This window comes from Kribbella sp. NBC_01484 (assembly GCF_036227145.1).
Classification (GTDB): domain Bacteria; phylum Actinomycetota; class Actinomycetes; order Propionibacteriales; family Kribbellaceae; genus Kribbella.
Genome location: NZ_CP109437.1, coordinates 6,029,742 through 6,043,124, shown reverse-complemented (window position 1 = coordinate 6,043,124; position 13,383 = coordinate 6,029,742). Strand labels below are relative to the sequence as shown.

Here is a 13,383-nt window from a genome sequence, read left to right as displayed (position 1 = left end):
GGCAGTAGAGAGGACCTCGGTGGATCAAACCCCCACGTCGGCCGATCACGAGAACGTCGAGCCGGCTGAGCTGGCGGCTGAGCAACAACATGTCGACCGGGTGTACGACCGGGTCGCGGAGGCTGCCCGCTCCGCGTCACGGATCGCGGTCGAAGGGCACCAGCGCGCGCAGGCGCAGAACGTCGGCCGTGTACGCGAGGAGGAGCAGACCGGGCTGTACGAGCGCGACGTACTCGTGTTCGCCGCGGCCCGCCGGATCGCCGAACTGGATGCCGAGCACGAGGGCCTGGTCTTCGGCCGGCTCGACTCCGACCACGGTGACGACCAGCCGGCCGCCGAGACCGCCGCGGACCTCGACAAGCTGTACGTCGGCCGGATCGGTGTCCGGGACGCGGAGTACGAACCGCTGGTGATCGACTGGCGTGCACCAGCGGCCGAGCCGTTCTACCGCGCCACCTCGACGGACCGGCTGAAGGTCGTCCGCCGGCGCGTCCTGCGGAACAAGGGCCCCCGCATCGTCGGGCTCGAGGACGACCTGCTCGCGCCGGAGCGTGCGCCCGAGGACCTGCCCGTGATGGGCGAGGGCGCGCTGATGGCGTCCCTGTCGCGGGCCCGCGGTCACACGATGCGCGACATCGTCGCCACCATCCAGGCCGAGCAGGACAAAGCCATCCGGGCGCCGGCGCGGGGTGTGACCGTCATCGGCGGCGGGCCGGGCACCGGCAAGACGGTGGTCGCTCTGCACCGAGCGGCGTACCTGCTCTACAGCGACCGCAGGCGGTTCGAGCGCGGCGGCGTACTGGTCGTCGGACCGTCCGCTGCCTTCATGGCCTACATCGAGCGTGTCCTGCCGAGCCTCGGTGAGAACACGGTCTCACTACGGGCAGTGGGCGAACTGGTGGACGGCATCAAGGCCACTGCGGTCGACGATGCCGACGTTGCCGCGGTCAAGGGTTCGCTGCGGATGCGTGGCGTACTGGCGCGTGCTGCCCGCGACCGAGTGCCGACGGCCCCGGCCACACTCCGGGTGTTCATCGGCGGTGCCACGGTGGAGCTGGACGCCAACCAGCTCGACAACGTACGGCGGAACGCACTGCGCCGGACGCCACGCAACAAGGCCGCCACTGAGGCTCGTAAGGCTCTTGTGGCTGCGCTCTGGCAGCGGTTCCCGGACGATTTGCGTACCGGGGTCTATGGCGACCGGGAGGCGTTCGGCGACCGAGTGGTCGACACCCCTGCTTTCAGGACGTTCTTCAGCCAGTGGTGGCCCGTGCTGACGCCGGAGGCGGTGCTGCGCTGGCTCGGTGACCCACGGCGCCTGCAGCGCTGGGCCCGGAACGAGCTCACGCCCCGAGAGGTCGACGCACTCGCCCGTGCGATCCGCAGCACGGACGAGTTCACGATTGCCGACGTAGCGCTTCTGGACGAACTGAGCACGCTCCTGGGCCGTGCACCGGTCAACGAGGCCAAGGACGACGAGTTCGACTGGATGGAAGGGCTGAGCGACGGCGTCAACGAGGTGCTGACCACGTCCGAGCGTCGCGCCCGGGCCGCCGCCGCGCGGGAGGCCGACGAGCCGGAGGAGTACGCGCACGTGCTGGTGGACGAGGCACAGGACCTGTCCCCAATGCAGTGGCGGATGGTGACCCGGCGCGGTCCGCAGGCGAGCTGGACGATCGTCGGCGACCCAGCGCAGAGCTCGTGGCCCGATCCGGACGAGGCGCGGGCGGCGATGGACTCGATGCTGTCGCACCTGCAACGGCACTCGTTCCGGCTGTCCACCAACTACCGGAACTCGGCCGAGATCTACGCGTTCGCCGGCGAGGTGATCCGCCGTACGCTCCCTAATGCCGATCTGCCGAACGCGGTCCGCAGCACCGGTGTCGACCCCGAGCACCGGATCGTCGACGACGGCAAGGTCGCCGAGGCCGCGGGTGACGCCGCGGTCGAGCTGCTCCAGCTCGTCGAGGGCACGGTCGGCGTGATCGTGCCGCCGAAGCTGCGGCCCGTCGTCGACCCGGTCCTCGCCGAGCTCGGCGACCCGCGCGTCGTCGCGGTCAGTCCGCTGGAGTCCAAGGGCCTCGAGTACGACGCCGTCGTGGTGGTCGAGCCCGACCGCATCGTCAGCGACACGCTGGGCGGCGTCCGCGCGCTGTACGTCGTCCTGACCCGCGCGACTCAGCGCCTGATCACGGTCAACAGCACAACCAACTGGTTGCCCTGATCGCTTACGTCCGAAGATGTGTGTGCTGTAGACCTCACATCTGCGGACGTAACGATGCGTCTAGCCGCGAGGTACGACGTACGACACGAGGTCGGCCTCGTTCGCGGCGAGGTCGGGCCAGCGGCAGGTGAGGTGCAGGACGGCGAGACCCGTGGTCGGGTACTTCCGGCTGAGCTCGGTGCGCTCCGGGCTGGTGCCGTCCAGGGCGAGCTCGTCGGCAAGCCACGGGATGCCAGGCCCGTGGCCGACCATGATCACCGTGCGGGCCTCGGTCGGAGCCTCCCGGACGACGTCGAGGAGCTCGTCGGCGTCGGCGCTGTAGATGCGGCGGTCGTACCAGACGTCGGTCGCGGTCGCCCCGCTCTCGACGGCGTACTTCCAGGTCTCCCGGGTGCGCTTGGACGGCGAGCACAGGACCAGGTCGGCTTCGATGCCCTGGGCAACCAGATAGCGCCCGGCGGCCTGCGCGTCGGCGCGGCCGCGGTCGGACAGCGGGCGCTCGAAGTCCGGCATCGACTCGGGCGGAACCGACTTGGAGTGCCGGAGCAGGACGAGCGTGCGATCGATCAACAGATCCGACGGGTCAGCCATCGAGTCAGGATACGACGGATGAGCGGAGGTTCAGGAAGACCTGACGGGTCGCGGTGGACCTGTTCAAGGTGATGAAGTGAATGCCTGGAGCTCCCCCGGCCAGCAAGGCCTCGCACAGCTCGGTCGCGATCTCGATGCCGACCTCCCGGACCGCGGCCGGTTCGTCCTCGACCGCGAGCAACCGGTCGGTGACCGCGGTCGGCAGCGCCATCCCGGTCAGCTCCGCCATCCGCTGGATCTGCTTGATGTTGGTGACCGGCATGATGCCCGGCAGCACCGGCATGTCACAGCCCAGCTCAGCAGCCCGGTCGACCAGCCGGAAGTAGTCGTCGGCCCCGAAGAACATCTGCGTGATCGCGTAGTCGGCCCCGGCCCCGGCCTTCGCCGCGAGCACCTGCGCGTCCGCCTCCAGCGATGCCGCCTCCGGATGCTTGTCCGGGAACGCCGCGACACCCACACAGAAATCGCCCAGCGACCGGATCAGCTCGACCAGCTCGACCGCGTGGTTCAGTCCCTCTGGGTGCGCGACCCACGGCTGGTTCGGACCGCCCGGCGGGTCGCCGCGCAGCGCCAGCATGTTGCGCACACCGGCACCCGCGTATGCGCCGATCACCGACCGCAGCTCGTCTCGCGAGTGCGCGACACAGGTCAGATGGCCGAGCGGTGTGAGCGAGGTGTCCTGTGCGACCCGCTCCGTGACCCGGATCGTGCCGTCGCGCGTGGTCCCGCCGGCGCCGTACGTGATCGAGACGAAGGTCGGCCGCAGCTGCTCGATCTCGCGGATCGAGCGCCACAGCACCTCCTCGGCCTCGGGCGTCTTCGGTGGAAAGAATTCGAACGAGAACGAACGACTCCCCGAGGACAGGAGCTCGCGGATCGTCGGCGTACCGCCGGGAAGCGTCGAGGGAAGTCCGTTCGCCATGGCGACAGGTTACCCGCGGTGTCTACCGCCGCGCGTGTACCGACTACGCTCCGAGACGTGTATGGCGATGTGGACATCCCGGCCGAGATCCAGCGGGCGCTGACCGGCTTCCTCGACCTGCAGGAGCAGCGACTGGCCGCGATCGGCCCGGAGCTGACCGAGCAGGTCCAGGCAGCGCGGGACGCGACCAGCGGCGGCAAGCGACTCCGCCCGTCCTTCTGCTACTGGGGTTTCCGGGCCGCCGGTGGTGATCCGGCGCAGCCGATCCTGACGGCCGCGGCCAGCCTGGAGATGCTGCACGTCAGCGCCCTGGTGCACGACGACGTGATGGACTCCTCCGACGTGCGGCGAGGTGCACCGGCTGCGCATCGCCGGTTCGAGGCGTTGCAAAGGACCCGGTCGGAGGCGTCCGGTCGCGGTGGCGATCCGGTCGGCTTCGGGGTCGGCGCGGCGATCCTGCTCGGCGATCTGTGCCTGATCTGGGCCGACGAGCTGCTGCACACGTCAGGCTTCGACGCGGCCGCGCTGGCGCGGGCGGCGCGGTTCTTCGACGCGGTCCGGGTCGAGGTAACCGCCGGGCAGTACCTCGATCTCGTCGCGCAGGCGAGCGGTGAGTCCGACATGGACCTGGCCTTGCGGGTCCTGCGCTACAAGTCGGCGACCTACACGGTCGAGCGCCCGCTGCACGTCGGCGCCGCGCTGGCCGGTGCGGACCAGCGGTTGATCGAGTCGTTGTCGGCGTACGGACTGCCGGTCGGTGAGGCGTTCCAGCTGCGCGATGATCTGCTCGGGGTGTTCGGCGATCCGGCGCTGACCGGGAAGCCGGCCGGCGACGATCTGCGCGAGGGCAAGCGGACCGTGCTGGTCGCGTACGCGGTGGATCACGCGTCGGAGGTGCAACTGGCCGAGTTCGACCGGCTGTTCGGCCGGCCCGACCTGGACGACGACGAGATCCAGCTGCTGCGCGAGATCCTGCAGGACTCCCGGGCCGTGCAGGCCTGCGAGGACCTGATCACCGAACGCACCGAGGACGCCCTCGACGCGCTCGACCGCGCTCCCCTGGCCGACGACACCGCCCGCAAGGCACTTGCCGACCTCGCGATCGCCGCCACGTCCCGCCTGCTCTGACCCGACCGCTGCCGGCCCCTCCGCAGCAACTTGAAGGGAGATCCCCTGAAGTTGCCCCTTCTCCCGCCTTGATATGAGCAGAGAAGGGGATAGTTGAGGGGATATCCGGCTCTTCTGCTCGAGGTGTGGCCGGCCGGCCATGTCCTCGTCGGCGGGCGGACCCGGGTCCGATGACTTGAGACAGCCCTGGTGCGCGGGGGTCAGAAATGCCAGGTCCCCGCGCACCCCGTCTGGTCGAGGCTCTCGGCCGGCGGCGCCCGGCCCCGGTCGTCCAGGCCCGGCCCCGGTCGTCCAGGCCCGACCTCGGACAGGCAGTGGGGACCTCGGACACGGCACAGCCTGTCCGAGGCGCCCAAACGGTGTCCCAGCCCCGGGACCGGTAACAGTCCCACCACCGGCAAGACGAACCCGTCCAGTCACCGCACATGCCCGCCGGTGCCGGCTGATCGGGGTGCGGACGGTCGCAGCCCGGGAGTGCGGACGGAGGCTTGCGGAGTGCGGACGGCGGCTTGCGGGGAGTGCGGACGGAGGCTGAGGGTGTGCAGCTCGACAGGACGTCTCCACCCCGGCCCCTGCCGGGCCGGCGGGGCCAGGCGTGAATACCTCGCCCGACCAGCACCCTGGACCGACACCACCTGTCGAGCTGCACACCGGCCAGCCTGGCTCACCTCGCCCACACATCCAGCAGAAGAGCCGGATATCCCTCAAATGCCGGAGGGGCGGTCGGGGTCGGGTGGAGCCGGCTACGGGGCGGTCGGGGTCGGGTGGAGTCGGCTACGGGGCGGTCATCAGGTTGATCAGCCGGAGGAGCTCGGCGGTCGGCGCCAGGTCGCCGAGGATGATCACCTTCAGTACGGCGCGATCCTCGTCGTACACGGTCTCGACGCGGAGCCGGCCGATCCCGCTCTGATTGAGGGATCCGACCACGTGCGTGCTGATCCGGTCGGCGCCGGCCCGATCGATCGCGTCGATGTGCACGATGCTCGACGCCTCCACGTGCCGCTTCGTCTCGTCCACCTCGAGGGCGGCCGCGGTCGTGCCGGTGAAGGCCTCCAGGTCCTCGCGGGTGATCCGGTACTGCTTCCCGATCCGGACGGCCTTCAACCGGCCGTCGCGCACGTAGTTCCGGATCGTGCGGACGTGCAGCCCGAGCCGGTTGGCCACCTGCTCGACCGAGTACAGCTCCTGAGGCATGTCCATCAGACTACGGCAGGTTCCTTAGAATTCCCTATAAATAGCAAGATAGGGGCCTTTTAGGTACTTTAGACGAATGATCGACGAGCTGAGTGGGGTGCGGGTGTTCGTGAGTGACGTGCGGGTGGGCGACGATCGCGACGCGGTCCAGCTCATCGCGCGGGCGCACTACGAGCACCAGGCCGAGTGGGTGGCTTTCACACCGGAGCAACTGGGTGATGAGTTCTTCGAGCTGCGGACCGGCCGGGCGGGCGCGATCGCGCAGAAGTTCGTGGACTACCGGATGGGCCTGGCCGTGGTCGGCGACATTGCGGGCCGGACCGCGGCCAGCACGTCGCTGGCGGACTGGGTGCGGGAGAGCAACCGCGGGCGGAGCCTGTGGTTCGTGCCGGACCTGGACGCGCTGGCCGCGCGGCTACACGGTGGGCAGTGAGCTCAGCAGCGACGGCGTCTTCGCATCGGCCGGCTGGTGGATGAGGACGCGGAGCTGACCGGAGTTCGTGATGTCCTCGGTGAAGATCTGCAGCGCCACGTCGACGGTGTCGTGGTCGTGGTCGAGCAGGTGCTGCAGACCGGCCCAGAAGACGATCTCCGGCTCGCCGGTGGAGCGGTCGCTGAGTGAGTCGGCGAGGGCGTCCCAGTTCCGGCCGAACCAGCGCGGCAGGTCGAACGCGGTCGCACAGAGGTCGAGGAACCCCGCCTTGTCGTGGATCTCGCCGGTGTCCAGCAGGACGAAGTCCCACCCGGCCGCCACGACATCACGTCGTACCTGCTCCGGCGTGCGATCCGACCGCCAGCGGTAGACCCCGGGGCGCAGCCCGTCGGCCAGCAACGTGCGCAGGTCGGTCATGAGGTTCCTCGGTCGTCCGCGATTCGGCGGAAGGATTTGTAGTGGTCGTCGGAGTAGTAACGCTGACCACCGGTGCCGGTCACGATCCGGCGGGCACCACGGTCCATCTCGCCCGGCGTCGTCACGGTGTACTCGTGGTAGTAGCCGCGGTCGTGCTTCGGCAGGAGCTTCTCGAGGTTGCCGAAGACCACGCCGTCTCGGCTGTACGGATACGGTCCGCCCTGGTCGATCAGCTCGAGCGTGGCCTGCGCCTCCTTCGGCAGGTCTGCGACCGCGACGATCTTCAGGCCGCTCTCCGGGTCGGTGCTGCCCGCCGCCGACGGCTTGGCGGCGGCGCAGCCGAACAGGGACGCCGCCAGGGTGATCACCAGCATCGCGATCACCACGATCGCGACGATCCGCGCGGTCTTCGGGTTGTTGATCACCCGGCGTCCTGCAACCGCCGGCTGAACTCCGCGGCCGCCGCGCCCGGGTCGTCCGCGGCGGTGATCGCGCGGACGACGACCACCCGGGTGGCACCGGACTCGAGGACTTGGTCCAGCCGATCGAGATCGATGCCACCGATCGCGAACCACGGCTTCGCCTGCGGACGGCTGGCGGCGTACGCGACCAGCTCGAGGCCGGCGGCCTGCCGGCCGGGCTTGGTCGGGGTCTCCCAGGTGGGGCCGACACAGAAGTAGTCGGAGCCCTGCTCGGTCACGGCGGCATTCACCTGGCTGAACGTGTGTGTGGAGCGTCCGACGATCGGCTCCGCACCGATGATCGCCCGAGCCGCGTGCACCGGCAGATCCCGCTGGCCCAGATGCAGTACGTCGGCTCCCGCGGCGAAAGCGATGTCCGCCCGGTCGTTGACCGCCAGCAGCTTGCCGTGCCGCTTGCAGGCGTCCGCGAACACCTCCAGGGCCGCCAGCTCGTCCGCAGCCTCCATCTCCTTCTGGCGCAACTGCACGATGTCCACGCCACCGGCCAGTGCGGCATCCAGGAACTGCTCGAGATCGCCCTGCTTCTCACGCGCATCCGTGCACAGGTAGAGACGCGCGTCGGCCAGTCGGTCGCTGTGGTCAGTCACACCCCAAAGCCTGCCATGACGGCCCAGAAGTAGGCTTACGGCATGCCTGTGTTCATGGCCGGGCCTCCGGCGCCGGCGCGGTCATGGGGCTTTGACTCCCGGTCTTCCCTCGTCGCTCCGGTCGCAGCGCTCCCTGCGCTCCTCAGTCCAGACCGGGAGGCCCCATGACCGAGCACACGTCCGATGTGGTGGTGATCGGCGCCGGGCTGATCGGTCTGGCGACTGCCTGGCGGCTGGCCGCAGACGGTATGCAGGTGACGGTATGCGACCCGACGCCGGGCGCCCAGACCTCCGCGGTCGCCGCCGGCATGCTCGCCCCGGTCACCGAGGTGGAGTACGGCGAGGACGACCTGCTGGCCCTCAACCTGGCCGGTGTCAACGCCTGGCCGGCGTTCGCGGCCGAACTGGAGGAGCTGACCGGACTGTCGGCAGGTCTGCACCAGACCGGCACGCTGTCCGTCGCGTACGACGTCGACGACGCAGCCGCATTGCGCCGGCTCGCCGACTACCAGCGGCGGCTCGGGCTCGAGGTCGAGGAGCTGTCCGGTCGCGATGCCCGTCGACGCGAGCCCCTGCTCGCTGCGGGCGTCTCCGGTGGCGTCTGGGTCCCAGGCGACCACTCCGTCGACAACAGGCAAGCAGTCGAGGCACTCCGCCGCGCTATCGACCTCTCCAGCGTTCTGCTCATCCGCCAGCGGGTAGCCCGCGTGATCACCTCCGGTACGACGGCTGTCGGCGTACAGCTGGACAACGGGGACACTGTGCATGCCGGGCACGTGATCGCCGCGACCGGGCCTTGGTCGTCGCAGTTGGAAGGCATTCCGGATGAGCTGCGGCCGCCTGTGCGGCCAGTGAAGGGTGAGGTGCTGCGGTTGCGGGTGCCTGAGGCGTACCGGCCCGCACTGCGGCACACCGTACGCGCGACGGCGCGAGGCTTCTCGGTTTACCTGGTGCCGCGGCCGGGTGGCGAGCTGGTCGTTGGTGCGACCACCTCTGAGCTCGGCTACGACACCCGCGTGCTCGCCGGTGGCGTGTTCGCGTTACTGCGGGACGCCCGGACCGTGTTGCCGATCACCGACGAACTGGAGTTGGTGGAGACGATCGCCGGACTCCGGCCCGCTACACCGGACAACGCACCGATCCTCGGGCCGTCCGGTCTGGATCGGTTGCTGTGGGCAACTGGGCACTACCGCAACGGCGTCCTGCTCACTCCGATCACCGCGCAGATCATCGCCGACACAGTCCGCACCGGAGTCCTGCCAGAGCTCGGGAAACCCTTCTTGGGCAGCCGGTTCGGCCAGTCCGGCCACTGAGGCCTCCCGGTTGCCCTGAGCAACGGGAAGCTTGTGAACCACAACCATGTAGTTCAGCCTTGAATTGTAACCATTGAGTTACAGGCGTAACAAGCACCCCATGCACCCCTGTTGTCACATCAGCATCAGCACTTACGGTCAAGTGACGTTCACACGGGGAGATGGATATGCGAAGCGTCGTACGAATACTGACCGGAATCGCAGTACCGGTGCTGACCGCGGCCGTGATCACCGCCGGCTCACCGGGCTTCGGTGCCTACAAGGTGAAGGACGGCGACACCCTCAGCCACATCGCCAGTCGCTACGGCACCAGCGTCAAAACGCTGGTCGCGCTGAACAACCTGCCCGGCAACGGCAACGCGATCTACGCCGGTGAGGTGCTGAAGATCCCCGGCAAGGGCAGCACGACCGCGGCGCGTCCGGCCAAGCGCTCCCAGCTCGGCCGGGTCACGTATATCGTCAAACCAGGCGACACCATCTCGAAGATCGCCAAGCGCTACAAGTGCTCCCAGGCAAACCTGCTGGCCGCCAACAAACTACGGTCGAGCGACCGCATCTACGCCGGCAAGCCGCTGCAGGTCCCGGTCAAGATCCGGCCGAAGGCCAAAGCGCCGGCGAAGAACAAGAACAACACCTTCGCCGGCCGCACGTACGCCGACCACATCGTCGCGCGCGCCAACCGCAACCGCGCGATCCTGAAGAACCGCAAGCTGCCGACCCGCTCCCAGCTCCGCAGCCTGATCGTCAGCACCTCGAAGCGGTACGGCGTCGACCCGGAGCTCGCGCTGGCGGTGAGCTGGCAGGAGTCCGGCTGGAAGCAGCGGGTGGTCTCCCCCGCCAACGCGGTCGGCGCGATGCAGGTGATCCCGTCGACCGGCAAGTTCGCCTCGAGCATCGTCGGCCGCGAACTGGACCTGCTCAGGCCGCAGGACAACGTCATCGCCGGAGTGGTGCTGCTGGACCGGCTGACCGGCGCCGCGCGGCTCGATATCGCGGTCGCGGGCTACTACCAGGGCCTCGGCGGGGTGAGGAAGAACGGGATGTACCCGGACACGAAGCTGTATGTGAAGAACGTGCTCCGGATCAAGGCCCAGCTCGAACGCGGGTGGGATCCCCTGCGGTGAGCCTGGCGCTGTCACGCTGCGCCGTTATCTACACTCTCTGAGCAGAACGGTTTGGAGAGGCGGCTCACCGCAAGTGACGGACGACGTGGGGACGCAGGTCAGCGACCGCCTTGTCGGGCGGGTGCTCGACGGACGGTACCGCGTCGGCGCGCGCGTCGCCAAGGGCGGCATGGCCACTGTCTACCAGGCTCTCGACATGCGGCTGGACCGGACCGTCGCGCTCAAGGTGATGCACGACGGGCTCGGCGACGACGCCCAGTTCGCCCGCCGGTTCGTGGCCGAGGCCCGGGCCGCCGCCCGCCTCTCGCACCCGAATGTGGTGGCCGTCTTCGACCAGGGTGACGACGACGGGACCCTGTTCCTGGCCATGGAATACGTTCCCGGTCGCACACTGCGGGACGTGATCCGCGACCAGGCGCCACTCTCCCCCGCCCGCGCGCTGGATCTGCTCGCCCCGATCCTGTCCGCGCTCTCGGCCGCCCACGACGCCGGCATCGTGCACCGCGACATCAAGCCCGAGAACGTGCTGATGTCCGACAAGGGCACAGTGAAGGTCGCCGACTTCGGTCTTGCCCGTGCGGTCAGCGCGACCGGCAACACCGCGACCCAAGGCCTCCTGATGGGCACGGTGTCGTATCTGGCGCCGGAGCTCGTCACCGACGGTAGTGCGGACGCCCGCTCGGACGTGTACTCGGCCGGCATCCTGCTGTACGAGATGCTCACGGGCAACAAGCCGCACTCCGGGGACACCCCGATCCAGGTCGCTTACGCGCACGTCCACGCCGACGTGCCCGCGCCGTCCCTGGAGCAGCCGGGCATCCCGCCGTACGTCGATGCACTCGTGCAGCGCGCGACGGCCCGGGACCGGGATCTGCGGCCGGCCGACGCACGGGTGTTCAGTCGTCAGGTGCACCGGGTCCGCAGTGCGCTCGAGGAAGGGGTGCCGGACGACCCGGAGCTCACCGGCGACCTGACCGTGCCGATCCAGCAGATCCGCCAGGACAGCGGGTACGACGACGGTTACACGCGCGGAGTGCCTGAGTCGACCGACCAGAACGTCCTGCGCCACGACACGATCGTCGTACCGGTGGAGAAAGGCCGGCCGACCGGCACTCCGATGCAAGCGCCCCTGCAGCAACGCAGAGGGCGGCGCGGACCGATTGCGCTGATCCTCATCCTGGTCGCCGCCATCGCGATCGGCACCGCGGCCTGGTATTACGGCATCCACCGCTACACCTCCACGCCGGACCTGGTGAACATGGTCCCCGCGGCTGCGGCCACCAAGGCCGAGCAGTCCGGCCTGCGGACCACTGTGGACAACCAGGACTTCTCCGAGGACGTGCGCAGGGGTGAGGTGATGCGGACCGACCCCGCCGCGGGTGACCGGATCCGCAAGAACGGTGAGATCGGTCTCACCGTCTCTAAGGGCCCCGAGCGGTACCGCGTGCCGCAGCTGGTCGGGCTGCAGCTGGATGCCGCTCAGCAGGCGCTCGCCCCGATCAAGCTGAACACCGGGCAGATCAACGAGGTGTACAGCGAGACCGTGCCGAACGGCCGCGTGATCGCGATCAGTCCGAAGTTCAACACCGTCGTGAAGCCGGGCGACGCGATCAACTTCGCGGTCAGCAAAGGCAAGAAGCCGATCAACGTGCCGGACTGGACCGGGAAGAGCTACCGGGACGCGAACAAGGCCCTGCGCAAGCTCGGTTTCCTCGTCGGCCGCACCGAGCAGTACGACGAGAAGGTGCCCGAGGGCAACGTGATCACCCAGACGCCCAACAGCGGCACGCTGTTCGCCAAGGACAAGGTCCAGATGGTGGTGTCGAAGGGCCCGCCGCTGGTGGACGTGCCGAATGTCAAGCGGAAGAGCACCGCCGAGGCGCAGCAGATCCTCACCGGCGCGGGCTTCGTCGTGAAGGTGGAGAAGGCGCCGTTCAACCTCGGCCTGAACATCGTCGCGGCGCAGAACCCCGGCGCCGGTAAGAAGGCCCAGCCCGGCACCACTGTCACCATTACAGTGCTGTAGCTCGTTTTGGTGCTTACCCCGGGCGTCTGATGAGATGTCCGGCGTGAATCACCCGCGGATCGCCGTACTCGCCCTGCTCGCGGTGGCAGCGGCGTGGGGATCCACGTTCTTCCTGACCAAGGATCTGCTCACCAGGATGGACGTCGCCGACTACCTGGCGTTGCGATTCCTGATCGCCTCGGTCGCGCTCGTCCTGGTCCACCCGCCGGCGATCTCCCGGTTGAGCCGCCTCGACCGCGGCCGGGCCATTGCCCTCGGGATCACCTACGGCATCGCGCAGCTGGTCCAGACCGAGGGCCTGCGGCACACCTCGGCCAGCGTGTCCGGCTTCGTCACCGGCATGTACGTCGTCTTCACCCCGCTGCTGGCCGCGGTCATCCTGCGCCACAAGATCGGCCGCTGGGCCTGGGTCGCCGTGATCCTCGCCACGGTCGGCCTCGGCGTCCTGTCGCTGAACGGCTTCAGCATGGGCACCGGCGAGCTGCTCACGCTCGCGTCGGCCGGCCTGTACGCCCTGCACATCATCGGGCTCGGCGCCTGGTCCACACCCCAGAACGCCTTCGGCCTGTCGTCCCTCCAGATGATCGTGATCACCTGCGTCTGTGCCATCGGCGCGCTGCCCGGCGGCTTCACCGTCCCGAGCACCGGCGGCGACTGGGTCAGTGTGATCTACATGGCACTGATCGCAGGCGCGCTCGCACTGATCGTGCAAACCTGGGCGCAGGCACATCTCAACCCGACACGGGCGGCGATCGCGATGACAATGGAACCGGTGTTCGCGTCGGCCTTCGCAGTCCTGTTCGGGTCCGAGAGTGTCACCTGGAGGATGCTGGTCGGTGGCGCCCTGGTGCTGTCGGCGATGTATCTGGTGGAGCTCGCACCGCGGCGCAAGATCGAGGCCGAGGTGCAGCACCTCGCACAATAGGCGGGTCAGGAGGGGCG

At 69.0% G+C, this 13,383-nt stretch carries 13 protein-coding genes; 7 read left to right on the top strand and 6 right to left on the bottom strand.

Translation table 11 applies throughout. From position 1 onward, the window contains the following. Positions 1–19: 19 nt before the first annotated feature. Positions 20–2,224: a HelD family protein gene (locus OG555_RS29505; protein WP_329475815.1), complete on the top strand. Its 2,205-nt coding sequence runs from the start codon at positions 20–22 to the stop codon at positions 2,222–2,224. 60 nt (positions 2,225–2,284) lie between these two features. Here OG555_RS29505 and OG555_RS29500 read toward each other — a convergent pair whose 3' ends face one another. Together OG555_RS29500 and metF are read right to left on the bottom strand one after the other, a co-directional pair. Then, positions 2,285–2,815 carry a SixA phosphatase family protein gene (locus tag OG555_RS29500; RefSeq protein ID WP_329475814.1) on the bottom strand — a complete coding sequence of 177 codons (531 nt, stop codon included), beginning with the start codon at positions 2,813–2,815 and terminating at the stop codon, positions 2,285–2,287. A 4-nt stretch (positions 2,816–2,819) separates the two neighbouring features. Further along, positions 2,820–3,737, bottom strand: coding sequence for a methylenetetrahydrofolate reductase [NAD(P)H] (gene metF, locus OG555_RS29495; protein WP_329475813.1), 918 nt, complete (start codon positions 3,735–3,737; stop codon positions 2,820–2,822). A gap of 57 nt (positions 3,738–3,794) precedes the next feature. Between metF and OG555_RS29490 the strand changes: the two genes are divergently transcribed. Continuing rightward, on the top strand, positions 3,795–4,865 hold the full coding sequence (locus OG555_RS29490) for a polyprenyl synthetase family protein (RefSeq protein WP_329475812.1): 1,071 nt from the start codon (positions 3,795–3,797) through the stop codon (positions 4,863–4,865). Positions 4,866–5,639: 774 nt separating this feature from the next. Here OG555_RS29490 and OG555_RS29485 read toward each other — a convergent pair. Then, positions 5,640–6,059 (bottom strand): helix-turn-helix domain-containing protein, encoded by a 420-nt coding sequence (locus tag OG555_RS29485; RefSeq protein WP_329475811.1) that lies wholly within the window; start codon positions 6,057–6,059, stop codon positions 5,640–5,642. Between the two features lie 76 nt (positions 6,060–6,135). On the opposite strand from OG555_RS29485, the gene OG555_RS29480 reads away from it, so the two are divergent. Continuing rightward, positions 6,136–6,492, top strand: a complete 357-nt coding sequence (locus OG555_RS29480; RefSeq protein WP_329475810.1) for a DUF4180 domain-containing protein — start codon at positions 6,136–6,138, stop codon at positions 6,490–6,492. On the opposite strand, the gene OG555_RS29475 is transcribed toward OG555_RS29480, so the two are convergent. Genes OG555_RS29475 through thiE form a run of 3 tightly spaced genes read right to left on the bottom strand, consistent with a single transcriptional unit; the run spans position 6,475 to position 7,978 of the window. Beyond that, the gene (locus tag OG555_RS29475; protein WP_329475809.1) at positions 6,475–6,909 is read right to left on the bottom strand and encodes a barstar family protein; all 435 of its coding nucleotides are present in this window, start codon (positions 6,907–6,909) and stop codon (positions 6,475–6,477) included. The genes OG555_RS29480 and OG555_RS29475 overlap by 18 nt on opposite strands. After that, on the bottom strand, positions 6,906–7,334 hold the full coding sequence (locus tag OG555_RS29470) for a ribonuclease (RefSeq protein ID WP_329475808.1): 429 nt from the start codon (positions 7,332–7,334) through the stop codon (positions 6,906–6,908). Before OG555_RS29470 ends, OG555_RS29475 begins: the two co-directional genes overlap by 4 nt. Then, positions 7,331–7,978 carry a thiamine phosphate synthase gene (thiE, locus tag OG555_RS29465; protein ID WP_329475807.1) on the bottom strand — a complete coding sequence of 216 codons (648 nt, stop codon included), beginning with the start codon at positions 7,976–7,978 and terminating at the stop codon, positions 7,331–7,333. Before thiE ends, OG555_RS29470 begins: the two co-directional genes overlap by 4 nt. Before the next feature lie 164 nt (positions 7,979–8,142). Between thiE and thiO the strand changes: the two genes are divergently transcribed. The 4 genes from thiO (at position 8,143) to OG555_RS29445 (ending at position 13,366) form a co-directional block, all read left to right on the top strand. Next, positions 8,143–9,291 (top strand): glycine oxidase ThiO, encoded by a 1,149-nt coding sequence (gene thiO, locus OG555_RS29460; protein ID WP_329475806.1) that lies wholly within the window; start codon positions 8,143–8,145, stop codon positions 9,289–9,291. A 167-nt stretch (positions 9,292–9,458) separates the two neighbouring features. Next, positions 9,459–10,415 carry a lytic transglycosylase domain-containing protein gene (locus OG555_RS29455; protein ID WP_329475805.1) on the top strand — a complete coding sequence of 319 codons (957 nt, stop codon included), beginning with the start codon at positions 9,459–9,461 and terminating at the stop codon, positions 10,413–10,415. 73 nt (positions 10,416–10,488) lie between these two features. Continuing rightward, entirely contained in the window at positions 10,489–12,441 is a 1,953-nt protein-coding gene (gene pknB / locus OG555_RS29450) for a Stk1 family PASTA domain-containing Ser/Thr kinase (protein WP_329475804.1), read from the top strand. Between the two features lie 43 nt (positions 12,442–12,484). Then, complete coding sequence (locus tag OG555_RS29445) at positions 12,485–13,366, top strand: DMT family transporter (RefSeq protein ID WP_329475803.1); 882 nt, start codon at positions 12,485–12,487, stop codon at positions 13,364–13,366. Positions 13,367–13,383 lie beyond the last annotated feature (17 nt).

Coding starts and splice junctions, on each gene's coding strand:
- OG555_RS29500 (WP_329475814.1), bottom strand. CDS start 2,815: ATGGCTGACCCGTCGGATCTGTTGATCGATCGCACGCTCGTCCTGCTC.
- metF (WP_329475813.1), bottom strand. CDS start 3,737: ATGGCGAACGGACTTCCCTCGACGCTTCCCGGCGGTACGCCGACGATC.
- OG555_RS29485 (WP_329475811.1), bottom strand. CDS start 6,059: ATGCCTCAGGAGCTGTACTCGGTCGAGCAGGTGGCCAACCGGCTCGGG.
- OG555_RS29480 (WP_329475810.1), top strand. CDS start 6,136: ATGATCGACGAGCTGAGTGGGGTGCGGGTGTTCGTGAGTGACGTGCGG.
- OG555_RS29475 (WP_329475809.1), bottom strand. CDS start 6,909: ATGACCGACCTGCGCACGTTGCTGGCCGACGGGCTGCGCCCCGGGGTC.
- thiO (WP_329475806.1), top strand. CDS start 8,143: ATGACCGAGCACACGTCCGATGTGGTGGTGATCGGCGCCGGGCTGATC.
- OG555_RS29455 (WP_329475805.1), top strand. CDS start 9,459: ATGCGAAGCGTCGTACGAATACTGACCGGAATCGCAGTACCGGTGCTG.